The following is a 19,301-nucleotide window of genomic DNA, read 5'->3' on the forward strand; positions in this document are numbered from 1 at the left end:
TTCATGATTTTTATCAGAATGGACCATATCCGATGAAGTGAGCCATGATGACGGCTATTAATCCGATTAGATATTGAATGAGTACCAGGGGCAGGATCCACTTCGCCCATTTTGTCCAAGGTATGCCTGCAATTGCCAAGCCCGCCATCAAGGTGGTTGCGGTCGGGAAAATCATATTTCCAATTCCGTCCGCAAAAGAGAAAGACAACACCGCAGTTTGACGTGTAATATCCAATAAGTCTGCGAGCGGGACCATAATTGGCATGGTCAACATCGCATGACCGGTGCCGGAAGCTAAAATAAAATGAATGAGAGTTTGGAAGCTGTACATGCCGGCAACGCTTAAATAGGCCGGAATATGCTGAATGGCTTCAGATATTTGATGGAGCATAGGGTCGACGATATGTCCCTCATTCAATACAATAAGAATGGCGCGTGATACGCCAATAATCAAAGCACCGCCCAGCAAGGCTGCAGATCCATTGGTAAAGGAGCTGACGATGTGATCGGCAGACAATTTTCCGATGATTCCAATGATAATTGTCAATATGATGAATAAGGCAGCGATTTCTGTCATGTACCATTGGAACTTGATGACCCCAAACGCCAAGACGATATAGTTAATTAAGAAACTGCCTAAGATGAACTTATGTCTCGCAGTTAACTTCACACTTGATTGCAGCAGTTTTTTCGATTCTTCTTTTGTATATTTTCCATAGATTCCGATGGAAGGATTTTTCTTTACCTTCATTGCGTAACGATGGATATAAAGAACGGAAACAAGGTAGACGATAATAAATAAAATAAGGCGCAACCCTATTCCTGAGAACATCGGCAATTCAGCAATTCCTTGCGCAAGTCCTACTGTGAATGGATTCATGATGGCAGTCGTGAATCCCGACAATGCCCCAACAATGACGATGGCGGTTCCTGTAATTGTATCGAATCCGAGAGCCAAAGCTAGCGGAATGATAAGAGGGAGATATGCTAGAGTTTCTTCCGCCATTCCCATTAAGGAGCCGCCTACAGCAAAAAACAGCATCACGACAGGAATTAATAGCTTTTCACGTGTCGCCAACTTCCGAGCCATTGTGGCGATCAGCACATCAACCGTCCCTGTTGCTCTTAAAACACCGAAAAACCCTCCAATAATCAACAAGAAAAAGATGATATTGCCGGCTTCAACCATTCCTGTGTGAATAGCTTTTATCATATCGAACAATTCCACCGGAGCAGATTCTATCCATTTAAAAGAAGTGGCGTCAACAGTTGTCCGTCCATCTGCTTCGATCCGTGTATATTCCCCGGCCGGCAAGATGTAAGTAAATAGGGTTGCTATTGCGAGAATGCAGAGCAGCAATACAAAAACATTGATTTTTCTCTCTTTTTCCCCCGCTGTTTCCAGCAAAACAGCTTTCTCTTCTAATCGGCTCATAAGTGTCTCTCCTTTGTAATAAAATGAGTGCATGAAACTAATATGCTTACAAAATATTGCCGGCCTATCACCTTCATCTGTTTTTCTAGTATTCTGCTTTTTCCTCCTTTTCAAAACCATAGGCATGTCAACGGACGTCAATGTCATCAATGTCAATAGATATGCAAAATCTGTGCCAATACGGGGTAATTGATTTTTATGAAAACTTAATGGTTGAATTGAATTTTTAGGTCTTTATTGGTTCTTTTTGGTGATATAATAGTACCAATTAAAGACAGGTAGGTGTTTTATGTCAAAATCCTCACTTACACTTATAGCGGGAAGCTCAAAAACTAAGGAAGCCTTGCAGGAGCAACTGGAACAACTGCTTGGAGACTACGTGCATGTCAAAAGCCATTCTACCGATGAGGGAATACCTCGTTCTCTTGGAGATGGAATGATCTTGTTTTCATCAGATGCCGCTTATGATAAGAAAGAGGGAATGTATAGCGTAAATCCCGAGAAAATAATCGTCGGAAAGAGAACGGTTAATCATGAATACATTGACAAGCTATTAAGAATACCAGCGGGTTCGGCCGTTCTTTTGGTGAATGATGATGATGATGCAACTATAAACCTTATTGAATCCTTATATCAGCTTGGTGTCGATCATGTTCAATTTATTCCTTTCAGGAAGGGGATATTATTTTATGAGAATGTCCAAATCGCCGTTTCACCAGGAGAAACTCACCTATGTCCCTCTTACATAAAAGAAGTAATCGATATAGGTGTGCGTCTTTTTGATATAACAACAATTTTGGAAGTTGTAGAATGCTGTGGTCTACACAAGGATATATCCTCGAAGATTTCAGAAAGGTATATTAGCAATATCATTGAATTACAACGTAAGCTGTTATATGCAGAGCGTGATGCCAAGCAAATGAGCGATCATATCCAAAATGTGTTGGGGACTGTCGATGACGGCATATTGGTCGTTAACGAGGAAGGGCTGATAACGGTATTCAATAACCAGCTTGCGGCATTGTTCCATGTTGATGCAAAAGATGTAGTTCATCAGTATCTAGAGCATGTATTGAATCGCCGGGATATTATCGATTTCATCATGGGAAGTAATGATGAAAGCAAGTTCTTCAACATAGACGGAGTGGATGTCGTGATTTTTCGATTGCAAATGATGAAAGAAAATACAATCGTCGCAACCTTCAAAAGCGTACACCAAGCTTTCGAAATAGAAAAGACTGCACAAAGAGAAATGCGAAATCAAGGCTTTTATTCAAAATACAACTTTGAAGATATTATTGGCGAAAATGAAGTAATGAAAGAGCGTAAGCAGATTGCCAAGAAGCTTGCCCTGTCTGAGCATCCGATTTTGGTTCAGGGAGAGACAGGAACAGGAAAAGAGCTGTTTGCTCATGCGATTCATGAGCATTCATTGCGAAAGAACGGGCCGTTTCTAGCAGTCAACTGCAGCGCTTTAACAGAAACTTTACTTGAAAGTGAATTGTTTGGTTACGAAGAAGGGGCATTTACAGGAGCACAAAGGGGAGGCAGGAAAGGACTGTTTGAAATGGCGGATAACGGGACGATCTTTTTGGATGAAATTGGTGATATAAGTCTCACAGTTCAATCCCATCTGCTTCGAGTTCTTCAGGAGGGTGAAATACGCAGAATTGGCGGCAAGAGAATCATTCCCATAAATGTTAGGGTAATCACCGCGACGAATAAAAATCTTCATGAAAAGATGCGGGACGGTTCATTCAGAACAGACTTGTTTTACCGTCTGAATGTACTCAATCTTTACATACCGTCACTAAAAGAGAGAAGAGCGGATATTCCACTTTTGATAAAGCATCTCATCACAAAAAGCGGGAAGTGGGTAAAAGTGGAGCAAGACGTTATGGAGTTTTTCATGCAATATGAATGGCCCGGCAACATAAGGGAACTTAAAAGCACGATCGATTACATGCTGACGGTTTGTGAGGGGAATGTCTTGACGAAGATTGACCTTCCGTTCATGCACGGGCATGGGGAAGGAAGTGTTACGGCAGATTATCCCGTCGGTGAAAGTATACTGGAAATTCAGGAGCGAATTTTCATCTTGGAAGTAATCAAGCAATACAACGATAAAGGAAAAGCGGCAAGTCGAGAACTTATTGCTAGTCAGAGTCATGAATCGGACTTTGTCTTGTCCCCTCAGCAAATCCGTCGCCGCTTGGATAATTTGGAAATCGAAGGATTTGTCGTCAAAGGCAGAGGAAGGGCCGGCACTAAGATCACCGCTGAGGGGATGGAGTATTTATATTTTCTTAAGTCAAAGCATGCTATGCATGGATATAATTAGTCACTACCTATAAGAAGAGTTTGCAATTTCAAGGTTTTAATAAGTGATGGAAGGGGTCCCGCCCCAACGCCAATAAGAAGTTTAAGAGTTGAAATTACAATTTTTATAGCCCCATTTCTCAGTGTCACAAGAGAAATGGGGCTTTTTATACAGATTAGTATAGTTCTTAATTATAATTGACCCTTTTTCACTCCGATTTTTTTTCGCAAATTTTTACTACCTCATATATCTTTAAAATCATGATCATTCTCTAACGTTTTCAAAATATGCTTAGTCAGATTTGATGCATCCGTGTTTTTCCAAACTGCCGATATGGAACTGGATAATTCCGAATTATCGATGTTCAAGGCTTTGACTTGGCTTTTTCCCAACAAACTCACCATATCTTCCGGCATGAGGGCTACGCCTAAGTTATTTGAAATGAGATTGGCGATCGTCAGTAATTCAGAGCCTTTGCATAATTCTTTAGGTGAAAATCCAGCAGTTAGACAAGCCTTTTCTAAAAGGAATTGAAGGGAGTGTGCTTGAACGGCATCATAATGGATAAAAGGTTCGTCTTTAGCTTCGTATAATTGTATAGCATCTTTTTGGGCTAGGGGATGATCAATGGAAACGACTAATTGTAAAGGGAACCTCATGAATTCAATCATGCTTAATCCTTCATTAACGATGATGTTACTGTGGATGGGCGTTCGGATGAAACCGATGTGATAGTTTTGTTGGTTTACGAGTTTTACTGCCCTTGAAGATGTTGTTTCATGCACGTAAAATTCCGTTTCCGGGTATTCACCCACAATCTTTTTCAATAGCTTAGGGATAAATATGCTAGCTGCAGAGGGGACGGTGGCAATCTTCAGTTTAGGTTTGGGAATGGTTTTATTTTCAACTATGTAATTCACTGTTTTCTCAATATCTTCAAAGGAAGGAGCTAGTTTTTTATAGATGTACTCTCCTTCTTCCGTCAATGTAATTTTTCTTGTCGTTCGATTCAATAATTTAAATCCTAATTGTTTTTCGAGGGATAAAATCTGTTGGCTAAGTCCGGGCTGGGATATATGCAGGGTTTTCGAAGCCTCACTGAAACTCAGATGGTTAGAAACCTCTATGAAATAGCGGAGGGATAGGAAATTCAAACAATCACCCACTTCAGTTGGATTTGAAAGTAAAAGGCTAAAATGGCCGGTAAAAGAAAGGGCTGACTTCTAATATTCCCTCTCAAACAAAAGCGGGAAATAACGATTAAAGGCTAGAAATATGCTAGGAAAATCATTTTATAATATAGACTTATAAGTTTATAACAATAATATATTTCTAAAATGGAAGAGTCAATATTATCCTTAAAGAAAGGGGAAATAGGTAATAAAAGGTAAAATATTACTATATGATAGCGGATTTTCTTTATTTTAAATAGGTATTTTTACACATTTACGCTTGTTATTTCGATTTATATAAAAATTTTATAATCAATTACTAGTGCTTTAGATTCATATGTCTTATTTTGTAAAAAAAGGGAAAGTAAGGTGTTCGGTAGAATAATAACACTATCATCTCTTGCGGATGAAGAAAACACATGAGGGGGGAGTTTTATGAAAAAATTTCATAAGTGCTTTTTATTGGTCATGATTTTGACGGTCACCGGTATTATCTCGGCCTGCGGAGACAGTAAATCAGATGTCTCGGGCAGCGGAAACCAAAACCTGAGTCTATTGACTGGTGGAACGGGAGGTACATACTATCCACTTGGAGGACAAATTGGAAATATCATTTCCGATAAAACAAAAGCGAATATAACACCTCAGACATCTGGTGCCTCGGCCGAAAACATGGAAACATTAAGGGCCGGAGAGGCTGAAATCGCTTTTTCGCAAACGGATATCGCCGCATATGCACTTGAAGGAACAGAAATGTTCGACGGGAAACCCATTGACAATATAATGGCCATCAGTTCTTTATATCCTGAAACCGTTCAAATTGTAACGACTGCCAAAAGCGGAATTAAATCAATCGAGGATTTAAAGGGTAAAAAGGTATCAGTAGGTGCACCGGGTTCTGGTGCATACATCAATGCCATGCAAATCCTGGAGATTCATGGTTTGTCTGAGAAAGATATTAAAGGGCAAAATCTATCATTCGATGAGTCGGCCGAAGGAATTCAAGCAGGAAATATTGACGCAGCTTTCATTACGGCAGGCACGCCAACTGGTGCAGTTGAGGCGCTGTCCGTACAAAATGATATCATTATCCTGCCTATTGCAGAGGACAAAATTCAAGCATTGGTTAAAAAGTATCCATACTATGCTGAAGATACAATTCCAAGTGGTACGTACAAAATTAAATCCGAGGTGAAAACAGTTGCTGTTAAAGCTATGTTAGTAGTTACAAAGGATCTTGATGAAGATTTAGTTTATGAAATGACTAAAGCTGTTTATGACAACACAGATCAGATCACACATGCAAAAGGCAAGTTCATTACAGCAGAAACTGCACTTGAAGGATTAGGGGAAATGGAAGTTCATCCTGGAGCAGCAAAATACTTTAAAGAAAAAGGTGTTTCCAAGTAATGCAATTTGGTCGGTAGCTCGCTATATGTGGCCTATCGGCTTCGTTTTTTCTGAATGGGATACTGGTTTTGAAAGGGGTGCCTATGAAATTCAAGAGATTCATGGCTTTTGGTATACCTCTGCTCATCGCTTTTCTATTATTTTTTCCGTATAAGCATGTAATTGCCTTTACCTTCGAGGACCAAGGGGAATTAGTCGCATACTTTCCTTTGAAAAAAGAAAAGGAATTCAAGATTAAGTATTTACATTCCATCCATCTAACGGATGTATTGGAATCATATCGGTTATCGGATAAGCAAATCGAACAAACCGAACTTGCTTATCATGATTTTGCAGTCGGTATGCCTTCCAATGCAGAGGGGGAGGAAGTATTCGAAGAGAAAGACGGCACCTACTTCATAAAAAATATGAATCGCAATTTCGCCTATATAGATTTACGGGTAGGACAAGTCAGAGCTAACCATCGGTTAATATATGATGAAAAAACATACACATTGGCAGACTTTATTAAACCAGGGACATGGGTCAGGATTTCATCAGAAAGAATTTCATTATGGGAACAGTTGAAGGGAGTGAAGATTAGTGGCTGATCAAGAAAAAACGAAGTATTTAACCGAAGCAGAACAACAGGAGTTATTGGAAAAATATGATCCTGAAGCCGGGACAAGGAAATTAACTGGTGTCTTGGGCCACATTGCATTTTTTGGACTCTTGGCTTTTTCGTTATTTCAATTATACACAGCTATTTTTGGCGTTTTTACAGCCCAAATCCAACGGACGATACACTTAGGGTTTGCACTCTCCTTGGTTTTTTTACTATTTCCTGTAAACCGGAAGAAGCGTCAAAAAGGAAAATTTCAAATTGCCTGGTACGATATCATATTAGCGCTCCTTAGTATCGGTGTAGGTGCATATTGGCCCTTATTTTTTGAAGATATCGTCATGAATGTAGGACGTCTGGGTGGATTGGATTTTGCAGTTGGTTTAATGGCCATTCTGCTAGTTTTGGAGGCAACTAGGCGTGCAGTGGGTCTTCCTATTATGGTCATTGCTTTATTATTCATTTTCTATGGTATTTTTGGGCAGTATATGCCAGGATTCCTCGCTCATCGCGGTTTAACTCTGGAGCGTTTGGTGCAAACGATGTTCTTCTCGACAGAAGGCATTTTAGGTACTCCGTTAGCGGTGTCATCGACATTTATCTTCCTTTTTTTACTGTTTGGATCCTTTCTAGTCCGGACAGGTGTCGGTCAATACTTCAATGATCTTTCAACCGCCATTGCAGGCAGAAGGATAGGGGGACCTGCAAAGGTTGCGATTTTTTCCAGTGCTCTTCAAGGAACGATTAGCGGAAGCTCTGTAGCTAATGTTGTCACTTCAGGAGCATTTACGATACCGATGATGAAAAATCTTGGTTATAAGAAGGAATTTGCTGGGGCAGTGGAGGCGGCCGCTTCGACAGGCGGTCAATTGATGCCTCCGGTAATGGGGGCAGCGGCATTCTTAATGGTTGAGTTCATTGGGAATGGAATAACGTATTGGGATATAGCAAAGGCGGCTGCGATTCCAGCGATCCTTTACTTTTCAGGAATATGGATCATGACCCATTTTGAAGCGAAACGACTTGGGCTGCGTGGACTAACGAAAGAAGAGATGCCAAGTAAGAAGGAAGTGTTCGGCAAATTTTATTTACTAATACCGATCCTTGCCATTATCTTCTTGCTCATGCTGAATATTACGGTTACACATGCAGCACTGTATTCCATTGCGATCTCGGTTCTTGTAGGATTCATAAACAAGGATGTCCGCATGAAATTCATCGATATCATTTATGCATTGGTGGATGGAGCCCGAACGGCACTTTCGGTTGCAGCCGCGACCGCAGCAGCCGGCATTATTGTAGGAATCGTTACGAAAACTGGATTAGGGCTGAAGCTGGCTAATGGTTTGATTGATTTGTCTGGCGGATATTTGATTCCAACATTGATGCTAACGATGGTAGCGGCACTCATTTTAGGAATGGGATCACCTACGACCGCCAATTATGTAATCACATCGACGATTGCAGCACCTGCAATCATTTTGCTTGGTGTACCTGATTTATCTGCACATTTATTCGTCTTCTATTTTGGCATTATAGCAGATATAACTCCTCCAGTTGCATTAGCGGCATTTGCAGCGGCAGGGGTGGCAGGCGGTGAACCGATAAAAACGGGAATTGAGTCATCAAAACTTGCAATCGCCGCATTTATCATTCCATATATTTTTGTTCTTTCGCCACAAATGCTGATGATTGATACAACTTGGATGGAGGTTGCCTGGGTCGTAATTACAGCAATGGCCGGCATGATCGCCATTGGCGCGGGTGTTATAGGTTACTGGATGAGGGGGATGCACTGGTTGGAAAGAGTCCTCGCCATAATCGTTGGTTTACTTTTAATCTATCCTGAAACGATGTCGGACATCATTGGGGTATCTGCTTTTATCGTATTGCTGGCTTTACAATATCTTTGGAAGAGTGGCAATCACGACAGTCCCAATATCTTGGAACATAAGCAAAGCATAGGGAAAAATTAAGTCTTCGAATATCAATCCTGAAGTAAAGGGTAGTATTGTACCATTTGGGGGGGTGATTTTTTGAAGTGAAACATCAAAGAGTGCAGGGAATGTGCTGACTGCAATTATTTCGGCCAGCATATTCCTACTTGAAAAGCAGAGTCATTTGCTCGTATATCCAGTTGGCGTACGGTAAAACCCAAATTGTTTTATTTTGAAAGGAGACTAATTCATGAAATTTTTAAAAAGTTTTATTTTAGTTACTTTCAGTTTCTTTTGTATGATCACACCAGCTTTTGCAAGTGTTCCTGGAGTGGATGGGTCAATGGGAAAGGGAGCGACAAAAGGAATCGTATCAGTTTCCCACCCGTTAGCAGCTGAAGCGGGCATAAAGATATTAAAACAAGGTGGAAACGCAGTCGATGCAGCAGCAGCCATTCAATTATCGTTAAATGTAGTTGAACCAATGATGTCTGGAATCGGTGGCGGTGGTTTTATCATGATTTATAATAAAAAGGAAAATAAAATAACGATGATTGAAAATCGCGAAATGGCACCGAAAAATGTTACGCCTGAACTTTTTTTAGATGGAAAGGGAAAACCTGTTCCTTTTAGTAAGCGGCACACATCTGGTAAAGCGGTTGCAGTTCCTGGAACTCTGAAGGGTGTAGAGACTTCTCTTGAGAAATATGGAACATTGAATTTATCACAAGTCATAGGCCCGGCCATTAAACAAGCTGAACAAGGGGTAAAAGTCAATTGGGCAACAGCACAATATATCGATGAAAATGTAACAAAGCTTAAAAATAACCAAGCGGCTGCAAAGGTTTTTGTACCAGACGGAAAGCCTTTGGAAGAGGGAGACACCCTTGTTCAGCCAGATCTGGCAAAGACTCTTAAGTTAATAAAAAAACAAGGTTCCAAGGCTTTTTATAAAGGTGAAATCGGGGAAGCCCTAACCAAAGAAGTTCAAAAGCGTGAAGGAACGATGACAACTGAGGATTTGCAAAACTATGAAGTGAAAGAAAGAGTGCCGATTAAATCGGAATATAGGGGATTTGAAGTGGTAGGGGCAGCTTCACCAAGCTCAGGCAGTTTGACTGTTCTACAAATCCTGAAGCTTATGGAAGGATACGATGTACAAAAGATGGGGGCGAACACACCTGAGTATCTTCATTATCTCACGGAAGCCATGCATCTTGCTTTTGCCGATCGAGCTGCCTATATGGCAGATGAAGATTTTTATGATGTACCTACAAAAGGACTATTGGATGAAGATTATATTAAAGAAAGACGAAAACTCATCAATCCAAAAAGATCAACAGCTGATGTCAAGGCAGGCGATCCATGGAAGTATGAGGGCAAAGAACCTACTTCAATGAAGAAGGTAAAAGAGGAGAAAACACCGATCGGTCAAACAACCCATTTCTCTGTAATGGATAAATGGGGAAATATGGTTGCTTATACGACTACAATCGAGCAAGTATTCGGATCGGGTATCATGGTACCTGAATATGGATTCATGCTAAATAATGAAATGACGGATTTTGATGCAACACCGGGTGGAGTTAACCAGGTGGAACCAGGAAAAAGACCAAGAAGCAGTATGTCACCGACCTTCGTATTAAAAGATGGCAATCCCTTCATGGCCATTGGTTCACCAGGAGGAGCGACGATAATAGCATCTGTATCTGAAACGATTATGAACGTGCTTGATCATAAAATGCGAATCCAAGATGCCATATTAGCGCCACGTATTTATTCCGCTGGATATCCGACAGTTAGATGGGAACCGGGAATTGAACAAAATACAAGGTTGGAGTTAATGGCAAAAGGCCATGTTTATGAAGAAAAACCCCAGCATATCGGAAATGTGCAAGCTGTTATTTATGATTATGAAAAGGGGAGAATGTATGGGGGAGCCGATAATACGAGAGAAGGAACTGTTCAAGGAGTGTATAATGTTTCCTATAAATCGAAAAAGCCAAAAGAAATAAAAGAAGAAAAAAAGGGACCGTTTACCTTAAAAGTGAATGGAGCCGTTTATCCTTATTCAGCTGAACAAATGAAACTGATAGATGAAAAACCCTATATCCAATCAGACAAATTGTTACTAGGTTTGGGTGCAATTGGAACAGGGGACTTGGAAACATTCAAACCAGATAAAAAATCGTATCTACCGGTATTAAGGGTTGCGCAATCATTAGGATATAAAACAAAATGGAATGAAAAAGACAAAGAGGCACTATTGGAAAAAGATCCGGCGGATATTGGAGATCCAGACGATGATGGCAGTGTCACGAATTAATTTACCCTGACGAATTTAGACTGAAACTGCTCTAGCAAGCAGTTTATAAGGAAATCGAGGGAAATGGCCAAAGCAATAAAATCAAACATCCCCCCTGTGCAATGTGCATATGGGGAATGTTTTTTTTGTCATTACCTTTGATTTTTTTAGTCACCGTTCCTGACATCACTCTTAAAAAAGCTATGTATGTCCTCGATTAACCTACATACCGCAGGAGACAGATATCGATCTTTCAAATAAGCCAGGTAAACAGTCCTTTCCAAATAATTTGAATCGATCGCGCGAATTGCAGTATTGGTTGTTGCAGCGGATCTTATATAGTTTTCCGGTAAAATTGTAACCCCAATCCCTGCTTCCACCAAACTGCAAGCCGTTTCAAGCCTTTCTATTTCGTATAGGATATTGGGAATTGCATTTTCATCCTTAAATGCTTTTAAGATATCATCTCTTGTTTGAAATCCAGTTGTACTGATGATCAATTCTTTCTTTGCTATGTCTTGGAAGGTGATGGACTCTTTTCCGTTTAAATCGTCATCTTTATGGATCAAAAGCATGAATCTTTCATTATAAAGGGGTGTGGACAGAATTTCCTCATTGTTGATGGGCTGGTTCGTGATGGTGAAATGAACATTATACTGATTTAACGAATCGAAAACCTTCTCTTCCCCTAATATTTCCCTGACTTTTATATGAATTTTAGGATAATTGATTTTAAAATTCCTGATGATCTTCGGGAACCAAAATTTGAATGATTCTATGGAACCTATTGATACGGTTCCGCTTCCGACATCCTTCATTTCTTTAAGCTCCACCTGCATATTATCGAATCTTCTTAACAGATCAACAGATCTCGTATAGAAAATCCCCCCTGATTCCGTGAGCTCAAGCCCTCTTGTATTGCGTTCCAAAAGCTGAAAACCAACTACATTTTCTAATTTCATTATGGCATTACTTAGGGAAGGTTGTGATATATGCAGCGTTTTTGCTGCTTTTGAGAAATTCTTTTCCCGGACAATTGTAGTGAAATATCGAAGTTGACGAAGATCCATATATTCTCCTTTCTATAGCTTTAAGCTATAGATATATTGAAATTTTGTATTGGTAATTATATATTATCTCATTTATAATTTTGAAAAAAGATATTTCGGAATTTTTTAAATAAAGGAGAAATTATGTATACAAATCCGACTTTAAATTATTGGAATGGAAGAATTGATTCCCAATCTGACATGGACAGCTTCAGATACCACCAAAGAGTACGTTTGGCACCGATTTCGGAATTAGCCATCTCTTCCAATTCATCCAGGACCTTTGGATTGATTGGCTTCAAATGTGATGAAGGCGTTAAAAGGAATAAAGGCAGGATTGGTGCGGCAGAAGGGCCTGATCATATTAGGCAGTCATTGGCGAAATTACCCTGTCATTTACCTTCCCAAACCGAGCTGGTGGATGCTGGTGATGTAATATGTGAAGGTACAGAGATGGAGGCCGCTCAATCCCAATTGGGTTCGGCTGTTACCCGGATATTGGAGAGTAGAGCGATTCCTATCATACTTGGCGGAGGGCACGAAACCCTGTATGGCCATTATCTTGGGATTAGGGAATCCATTGGACCAAGAGCTAGCTTGGGAATCATTAATATTGACGCTCACTTTGATATGAGGCCTTATGAAAAAGAAAGTTCATCAGGAACGATGTTTAAGCAAATTTTGGACGAAGATAAAAATTGTGGTTATTTATGTGTCGGAATTCAGAAGCAGGGGAATACGAAGGCACTGTTTGAAACTGCCGAGAGAAGTAAGATCGATTACATATTGGAAGAAGATTTGTCATTGAATGAAATGGATGAAACTAAGCGGCGGATAAATGAATTCGCTAAGGGACATGACTACATTATTCTTACATTATGTACAGACGTTATTGATTCAGCCTACGCACCTGGGGTAAGTGCTCCATCGCCTTTTGGACTGAATCCTAAATTGGTCCGTGCCATTATCAGGCATATCGTATCGAATGAAAAGATTCTCTCCTTTGATATCGCGGAAGTGAATCCTTCGTTGGATGAAAATAATAAAACCGTTACATTGGCAGCACATTTAATAAATGAGGTTTTACTTCATTTTAAATAATGAATGGTCTTACTAAAATGCCATCTCCGTAATCAACTATCTGTATTGAAGCGAAAAACCTTTTACAGCGCCTGACTGTCCATGAATCATTCATGGGCAGTCTTTTTTATGCCGCCAATTCAAGGATTTATGCTCCCGGGCTTTGTTCGAATAACCCTTTAATGTGTAAAGGAACCTACATGCGGCCTCTTCATTAGTAGATTAACCCATGAATCTGCAAGAGTTCAATACTGATACTTGTGGTCTTTTGGTTTATAATAACAAGCATCTAGCCTTATGAGGGGGGATTCCATGAATGAATATAAAGTAACGGTAAGGAATGGTAGTACCTTGATTTTGTCGGAAATCATTAAAGCTGAAGATGAAAGAGAAGTCCTTGGCACCCTTTTGATTTCCAGCGAATTATTTAATCAGCCATTTACCGACATCAGGATTTTAGAACGCTGATTTGTGCCTGTTTGTTCCATTTGTTACACTGTAATAAATCTTAATACGGTAGGCGATATTATGTGTGGACGTTTCACCCTTTTCACTGATATTGAGGAAATAAAAGATCGGTTTGATATTCAAGGATCATTTGATGAGGAATACCAATTCAGCTACAATATTGCTCCCTCCCAATCCGTGCTATCCGTCATTAATGACGGGGCAAGGAATCGACTTGGATATCTTCGGTGGGGACTCATTCCTTTCTGGGCAAAAGACGAAAAAGTGGGCTATAAAATGATCAATGCCAGAGCGGAAACCATTGCAGAGAAAACAAGCTTCAAGAATGCGTATAAGAAGAAGAGATGCTTGATAATCGCTGACTCATTTTATGAATGGAAGAAGACACCAGAAAGAAAAATACCGATGCGAATAAAACTGAAGAATCATGCTCCATTTGGAATGGCCGGTATATGGGAATCCTGGAAATCTCCTGAAGGCCTCAGCATCTACTCGTGCTCCGTTATAACAACCGTTCCTAATGAGCTGATGACCAGCATTCATGATCGTATGCCTGTCATCCTTAAACCAGAAGATGAAAAAGATTGGTTGAATCCATCCATTAATGATCCTGCATATCTGCAGCAGTATTTAAATTCATTCGATTCGGAACAAATGGAAGCTTTTGAGGTATCGACTGATGTGAACTCGACTAAAAAAAATTCACCTAACCTAATACAACAAATTTGCTGAGAGGTCATTAGACCTCTTTTTATGTTAATTCCGTCCCGATTAACTGCATATGTCAAGATTCCTAATTAATCATTAAGAAGTGCATGGAAATACTTTAAAACTAAACCTTGCGAAAATAGACAAAATGCTGTACTCTTATATTTGCTTTTCAAAACGACTTCGATGTCTCTTTCAAAAACTCAGATTGGTTTCGGCAACTTTCCAGCCTGGTGCTTTTCTGGCAGGCATCGTAATATTTGATAAATTATATAAATTTGATCTTCTTATCAAGAGAGACGGAGGGACTGGCCCGAAGATGTCTCGGCAGCGGACTTAATGGGAGTGCTGTGCCAAATCCAGCAGGCTGATTTTCGCCTGAAAGATAAGGAGGGTGTTTTTTATAAATTAAAAGACCTCTTCTTGTTGTTAAATAGAAGGGGTCTTTTTTATGCCGGCAGTTTTTTAGCTATAGCTCCATGACTGGAGAATCAAGTTCAAGTTGGTGTTATTTGCGAAAACTGTTAAAAGGATAAAGGCTATGACACATGTCATGGGAAAAATAAAAAGAGGTGTACATCATGAGTGCAAACAATAAAGGGAATCCATGGGCATTGATTCCATTTGTCGTATTTTTAATTTTATTTATAGGGTCCGGAATCATCACTAAAGATTTTTATTCTTTTCCGGTGATTGTAGCCATTTCTATTGCATCAGCAGCTGCATTGGCAATGAATCGGAAAGAAAGTTTCAATCAAAAAGTTGATATTTTCTGTAAAGGTGCAGGGGACGCCAATATTATGTTAATGGTTATCATTTTCCTTTTAGCCGGCGCTTTTTCCGAAGTTGCGAATGGCATGGGGGCGGTTGAATCAACGGTGAATCTTGCCTTAGCCGTTTTTCCGCAAAATCTTTTGATGGTAGGGATATTCATTATCGCTTGTTTTATTTCTCTATCTATGGGGACGAGCATGGGAACGATTGTAGCCCTAGCACCTATCGGGGTCGGAATTAGCGAGCAAACCGATATTTCGCTTGCCCTTTCAATGGCGGCCGTTATTGGTGGTGCGATGTTTGGGGATAACCTATCCTTCATTTCAGATACGACAATCGCTGCAGTTCGAACACAGGGAACGAAAATGAAGGATAAGTTTAAAGTGAATTTTTTCATCGTTTTACCTGCAGCCATCATCACATGTGCTATCCTAGGAATATTAACGATGGGTGAACAAGCCGACATCATCCAAAATTCTTATAATTGGGTGAAGATTCTTCCATACCTTTGCGTATTGATCACTGCATTGGCAGGAGTCAATGTGTTCCTGGTGCTTTCCAGCGGAATCGTCTTTGCCGGAATCATCGGCTTGGCTGATGGAAGTTATCAACCGTTGGGTGTCATTCAAAAAGTTGGTGAAGGAATGGCGGGAATGTATGAAATATCCTTCCTTGCCATTTTAATTGCAGGTATGGTTGCTGTAATCAAACATAATGGTGGCATTGATTATCTACTCCAGCTCGTGACCCGAAATAGCAAATCAAAAAAAGGGGCGGAATTCAGTATTGCCGGGCTTGTTGGCTTGACGAACCTTTCCACGGCAAATAATACGATTTCGATTATCATTGCTGGGCCACTTGCCAAAAACATCGCTGAAAGGTATGGGATTGATCCGCGTAAATCGGCGAGCATACTTGACGTTTTTGCCTGTTGTATCCAAGGGTTGATACCATATGGGGCACAACTGCTTGTTGCAGCAGGGGTAGCAAAAATCTCTCCGATAAGCATCTTGCCGTATTCATATTACCCGATACTAATTGGACTTTGTGGAGTCGTGGCCATCTTGATTGGTTATCCACGGTTTCACTCGGATGAAACGAAGAAACGGACTTCTTAAAAAGAGGACAAAAATGAAAAAAACACCCTGAATCATTGGATACAGGGTGTTTTCTGTATGGGTGAAATCTTCGCATTCATGTCAGTATCAGTGTTCAAAAAGTAATCAAGGCAGTTTTCAATTCATCTGTTTGGTATTTCTTTTATTTATGGTATACCATTTTATTCATAACTAAAATAACTGCTCATTCCGGTCCATATTGATAATGGTTTTGCGTGCGGCATTTGTCATGAATAGAGGACAACACCAACTAAACCAGAAAGTATAATTACATAAGCTGGGTGCCAGCGTAATTTCATCAGGGCAAATAACGATAATCCAAATACGAGTAATAAGCTTATCGTATGCCATGAAAAGTTAGGGGCTATCATATGATTGGAAAGTGATAAACTGATTGCTGCAAAGAGGATTAGACTAGTGACAATGGGTCTTAATCCATAAAACATGGATTGAATAACTGGATAATGATTCAATTTGCTGAAGAAGGTGGCTATAACGGTCACGAATATTATAGCAGGTAGCAAGATTCCGAGAGCGGATGATATGGCTCCTGCTAATCCAGCAGTAGAATAGCCAACGAGAATGGCACTATTGGCTGTGACAGGTCCTGGGGACATCCCGGAAATTGCGATTATATCGGTAAATTGTTGCGTCGTCAGCCATCCATGCTGTGAGACTTCCGATTCTATTACGGGAATCATGGCGTATCCGCCTCCGAACGATACAAAGCCGATAATAAAGAAGGTGCTAAACAACTCCCACAATTCCATCATTCTATCACACGCTTTCTTGAAAATTAGTTAGACCCTTTTTGATTTACCTATATGCCAGCACCCATGTAAGGTTCGAAATCATTTTCTTCTTTTGTCTTATCTTTTCTGTCCAACTTGACATCGTATCCTAATTTTCTCTTGATGGAGATTGTCACAATACCCACTACAGCTCCTGCCACTATAACTATCACAGGGTGAAGAAAGAAGAGGACTGGAATTCCTGCTAATAAAATACAGAAAGTTGATTTGTCTACAACAGCCGTTTTTCCTATCTTGATAGCCGCATAGGCGATGATCGCTACTATGGAAGCTCTGATTGATATGAATGCGGATTCTATCTTCGAATTATCCTGAATGAAAAAATACAAAATGCCTAGGAGCAGGACAATTAAAAAGGTAGGCAATGAAACACCGATCATGGCTGCCATTGCCCCCCTCATTCCGGCAATTCGATGGCCGATAAAGGTGGCGGAGTTAATAGCGACAGCTCCCGGTACGGACTGAGATAACGCAAAAACATCCGTAACTTCTTCGCTATTCATCCATTTCCTCTTTTCGACCACTTCTTTTTCGATTAAAGGGATCATCGCAAACCCGCCTCCGAATGTGACAGGTGCTATTTTAAAAAAGGTCCAAAATAAATGGAATAGAGTTTTCCATTGTCCTTTCATTACATCAGTCACTTCCTTTGCCGCTAAGTTTAAATCTTATTACTAACATATCAAAGAAAAAGGAATGGGTAAATTGCAACAAAATCATCGGGTATAACAAAAGGTTATACCCAGAAGATTTATCCGTTTTATAAAGAATGCGGCCAATAATTTAATAGCCTCACTTATTCAGGGAAGCAGCATTCTTTTTTCATTTCACCATTTACCTTTATGATGCTATCATTTTAATGAACTATCTAAAAACATGGAGGTCGTTTTCTTGAAATTAGAAAATCTAAAAATGTTTTGTTTAGTGGTGGATGAAGGAAGCATAAGCCAGGCAGCGAGGTTAAGTTTCCTATCTCAACCCGCTGTAACAAGACAAATCCATCAACTGGAAAATTATTATAACACTTTGTTATTCGACCGTGAGGAAGGAAGGCTGAGAGTTACAGAGGCAGGTAAGTTGTTATACCCTTTTGCAAAAGCTATTGTAAATGACTTCAACCATTCAAAAGAAGTGATTCAGCAATCGACTGGCAAGTACAATGCAAACCTCATAGTAGGGGCATCCTTGACTATCGGTGAGTATTTGTTGCCGAGCTTGCTTGGAAGATTCAAAAAACAACAGCCTGAAATAAAAGTGACATTAACGATAAAAAATACCCCCCGGGTTCTGCAGGATCTTACAAACGATGTCATTGATTTGGCCTTGGTAGAAGGGCTTGTGGAAAACAGCGATTTTATTGTAGACAAGTTCGCCGAGGACGAATTGATATTGGTATGTCCATCCGACCACCCCTGGAAAGACAGAAAAGAAATCCAGCTTGAGGAATTGGGGAATGAAAGAATGATTTGGCGTGAATCCATTTCAGGAACACGGCTTATAGTGGAAAACATGTTAAGGGAGCATGGGGTTTTAGAAAAAATAGAAAGCTACATGGAGATTGGTAGCACACAAGCGATAAAAAGTGCGGTTGAAGCTGGACTTGGAATCAGCATTCTGCCCAGGTTGACAGTGGCCAGGGAATTGGAGCAGGGCTTTTTGCGGGAAGTGGGTATTTCAAGAATAGATATAACTAGAAATTTATGGCTAGTCAGGAAAAACAATCGTTTTAATAAAATTGGGGTGTCTAAATTTGTTGATTTCCTTCAATAATAAGGAAGGAAAGCCACTTTGGTTTACTATTACAATTTTTCAGCGTTTTCAATTTCGTGGTTAAAGATGTGCCCAAGGCCCCTTACCCTGAAAAAGTCATGGAAAATTGAATATACCGCATGATTATTCATAAAAGCTCTTCTCTATCGGGAGGGGCATTTTGTATTTGGATGTGCAGTTCACCGCTATACGAACTAACATTCGTTAATAAGTAGTTTATATATAAATAAAATTGAAGTTACTATTAGAAATAGGAAATATACTTAATGGCTAATTAATTATAAAATAAATTCATATTATTCTAAAAATTTCTACAAAAAGAGTAAGTTTACTTCTTCAACA

General features: G+C 39.9%; 15 protein-coding genes and 1 riboswitch. Of the genes, 10 read left to right on the forward strand and 5 right to left on the reverse strand.

From position 1 onward, the window contains the following. Positions 1 to 13: 13 nt before the first annotated feature. Positions 14 to 1,435 carry a YfcC family protein gene (locus tag JNUCC41_RS20065; protein ID WP_192204508.1) on the reverse strand — a complete coding sequence of 474 codons (1,422 nt, stop codon included), beginning with the start codon at positions 1,433 to 1,435 and terminating at the stop codon, positions 14 to 16. Positions 1,436 to 1,724: 289 nt separating this feature from the next. Between JNUCC41_RS20065 and JNUCC41_RS20070 the strand changes: the two genes are divergently transcribed. Beyond that, positions 1,725 to 3,776, forward strand: a complete 2,052-nt coding sequence (locus JNUCC41_RS20070; protein ID WP_192204509.1) for a sigma-54 interaction domain-containing protein — start codon at positions 1,725 to 1,727, stop codon at positions 3,774 to 3,776. A 221-nt stretch (positions 3,777 to 3,997) separates the two neighbouring features. Here JNUCC41_RS20070 and JNUCC41_RS20075 read toward each other — a convergent pair whose 3' ends face one another. Further along, entirely contained in the window at positions 3,998 to 4,921 is a 924-nt protein-coding gene (locus JNUCC41_RS20075) for a LysR family transcriptional regulator (RefSeq protein ID WP_228467390.1), read from the reverse strand. 441 nt (positions 4,922 to 5,362) lie between these two features. Here JNUCC41_RS20075 and JNUCC41_RS20080 point away from each other — a divergent pair, with 441 nt between their 5' ends. The 4 genes from JNUCC41_RS20080 to ggt all read left to right on the forward strand — a co-directional run bounded on the left by JNUCC41_RS20080 (position 5,363) and on the right by ggt (position 11,201). After that, positions 5,363 to 6,337: a TAXI family TRAP transporter solute-binding subunit gene (locus JNUCC41_RS20080; RefSeq protein WP_192204511.1), complete on the forward strand. Its 975-nt coding sequence runs from the start codon at positions 5,363 to 5,365 to the stop codon at positions 6,335 to 6,337. A gap of 83 nt (positions 6,338 to 6,420) precedes the next feature. Next, complete coding sequence (locus tag JNUCC41_RS20085; RefSeq protein WP_192204512.1) at positions 6,421 to 6,927, forward strand: DUF1850 domain-containing protein; 507 nt, start codon at positions 6,421 to 6,423, stop codon at positions 6,925 to 6,927. Beyond that, complete coding sequence (locus JNUCC41_RS20090) at positions 6,920 to 8,914, forward strand: TRAP transporter permease (RefSeq protein ID WP_192204513.1); 1,995 nt, start codon at positions 6,920 to 6,922, stop codon at positions 8,912 to 8,914. The genes JNUCC41_RS20085 and JNUCC41_RS20090 overlap by 8 nt, the downstream gene beginning before the upstream one ends. Before the next feature lie 211 nt (positions 8,915 to 9,125). Next, complete coding sequence (gene ggt / locus JNUCC41_RS20095) at positions 9,126 to 11,201, forward strand: gamma-glutamyltransferase (protein WP_192204514.1); 2,076 nt, start codon at positions 9,126 to 9,128, stop codon at positions 11,199 to 11,201. A 146-nt stretch (positions 11,202 to 11,347) separates the two neighbouring features. On the opposite strand, the gene JNUCC41_RS20100 is transcribed toward ggt, so the two are convergent. Continuing rightward, complete coding sequence (locus JNUCC41_RS20100) at positions 11,348 to 12,250, reverse strand: LysR family transcriptional regulator (protein ID WP_192204515.1); 903 nt, start codon at positions 12,248 to 12,250, stop codon at positions 11,348 to 11,350. A gap of 123 nt (positions 12,251 to 12,373) precedes the next feature. Here JNUCC41_RS20100 and hutG point away from each other — a divergent pair, with 123 nt between their 5' ends. The 4 genes from hutG to JNUCC41_RS20120 all read left to right on the forward strand — a co-directional run bounded on the left by hutG (position 12,374) and on the right by JNUCC41_RS20120 (position 16,377). Next, positions 12,374 to 13,330 carry a formimidoylglutamase gene (gene hutG, locus JNUCC41_RS20105; RefSeq protein ID WP_192204516.1) on the forward strand — a complete coding sequence of 319 codons (957 nt, stop codon included), beginning with the start codon at positions 12,374 to 12,376 and terminating at the stop codon, positions 13,328 to 13,330. A 291-nt stretch (positions 13,331 to 13,621) separates the two neighbouring features. Further along, positions 13,622 to 13,777 (forward strand): hypothetical protein, encoded by a 156-nt coding sequence (locus JNUCC41_RS20110; protein ID WP_153246094.1) that lies wholly within the window; start codon positions 13,622 to 13,624, stop codon positions 13,775 to 13,777. Positions 13,778 to 13,837: 60 nt separating this feature from the next. Beyond that, the gene (locus JNUCC41_RS20115; RefSeq protein ID WP_192204517.1) at positions 13,838 to 14,509 is read left to right on the forward strand and encodes an SOS response-associated peptidase; all 672 of its coding nucleotides are present in this window, start codon (positions 13,838 to 13,840) and stop codon (positions 14,507 to 14,509) included. A 260-nt stretch (positions 14,510 to 14,769) separates the two neighbouring features. After that, a riboswitch (SAM riboswitch) is annotated at positions 14,770 to 14,877 on the forward strand. A gap of 189 nt (positions 14,878 to 15,066) precedes the next feature. Then, positions 15,067 to 16,377 carry a Na+/H+ antiporter NhaC family protein gene (locus JNUCC41_RS20120; protein ID WP_192204518.1) on the forward strand — a complete coding sequence of 437 codons (1,311 nt, stop codon included), beginning with the start codon at positions 15,067 to 15,069 and terminating at the stop codon, positions 16,375 to 16,377. Positions 16,378 to 16,604: 227 nt separating this feature from the next. Here the strand turns inward: JNUCC41_RS20120 and JNUCC41_RS20125 are convergent, their stop codons facing one another. Further along, positions 16,605 to 17,150 (reverse strand): chromate transporter, encoded by a 546-nt coding sequence (locus tag JNUCC41_RS20125; RefSeq protein WP_228467391.1) that lies wholly within the window; start codon positions 17,148 to 17,150, stop codon positions 16,605 to 16,607. Between the two features lie 47 nt (positions 17,151 to 17,197). Further along, the gene (locus JNUCC41_RS20130) at positions 17,198 to 17,821 is read right to left on the reverse strand and encodes a chromate transporter (RefSeq protein WP_192204519.1); all 624 of its coding nucleotides are present in this window, start codon (positions 17,819 to 17,821) and stop codon (positions 17,198 to 17,200) included. A 259-nt stretch (positions 17,822 to 18,080) separates the two neighbouring features. Between JNUCC41_RS20130 and JNUCC41_RS20135 the strand changes: the two genes are divergently transcribed. Then, a complete protein-coding gene (locus tag JNUCC41_RS20135; protein ID WP_192204520.1) occupies positions 18,081 to 18,959 on the forward strand; it encodes a LysR family transcriptional regulator in 879 nt (292 codons plus the stop codon). The last annotated feature ends 342 nt before the right edge of the window (positions 18,960 to 19,301 follow it).

This window comes from Brevibacillus sp. JNUCC-41, assembly GCF_014844095.1.
GTDB lineage: Bacteria > Bacillota > Bacilli > Bacillales > DSM-1321 > Peribacillus > Peribacillus aracenensis.

Coding starts and splice junctions, on each gene's coding strand:
- JNUCC41_RS20120 (WP_192204518.1), top strand. CDS start 15,067: ATGAGTGCAAACAATAAAGGGAATCCATGGGCATTGATTCCATTTGTC.
- JNUCC41_RS20100 (WP_192204515.1), bottom strand. CDS start 12,250: ATGGATCTTCGTCAACTTCGATATTTCACTACAATTGTCCGGGAAAAG.
- JNUCC41_RS20080 (WP_192204511.1), top strand. CDS start 5,363: ATGAAAAAATTTCATAAGTGCTTTTTATTGGTCATGATTTTGACGGTC.
- JNUCC41_RS20115 (WP_192204517.1), top strand. CDS start 13,838: ATGTGTGGACGTTTCACCCTTTTCACTGATATTGAGGAAATAAAAGAT.
- JNUCC41_RS20110 (WP_153246094.1), top strand. CDS start 13,622: ATGAATGAATATAAAGTAACGGTAAGGAATGGTAGTACCTTGATTTTG.
- hutG (WP_192204516.1), top strand. CDS start 12,374: ATGTATACAAATCCGACTTTAAATTATTGGAATGGAAGAATTGATTCC.
- JNUCC41_RS20070 (WP_192204509.1), top strand. CDS start 1,725: ATGTCAAAATCCTCACTTACACTTATAGCGGGAAGCTCAAAAACTAAG.
- JNUCC41_RS20125 (WP_228467391.1), bottom strand. CDS start 17,150: ATGATGGAATTGTGGGAGTTGTTTAGCACCTTCTTTATTATCGGCTTT.
- JNUCC41_RS20085 (WP_192204512.1), top strand. CDS start 6,421: ATGAAATTCAAGAGATTCATGGCTTTTGGTATACCTCTGCTCATCGCT.
- JNUCC41_RS20065 (WP_192204508.1), bottom strand. CDS start 1,435: ATGAGCCGATTAGAAGAGAAAGCTGTTTTGCTGGAAACAGCGGGGGAA.
- JNUCC41_RS20130 (WP_192204519.1), bottom strand. CDS start 17,821: ATGAAAGGACAATGGAAAACTCTATTCCATTTATTTTGGACCTTTTTT.
- ggt (WP_192204514.1), top strand. CDS start 9,126: ATGAAATTTTTAAAAAGTTTTATTTTAGTTACTTTCAGTTTCTTTTGT.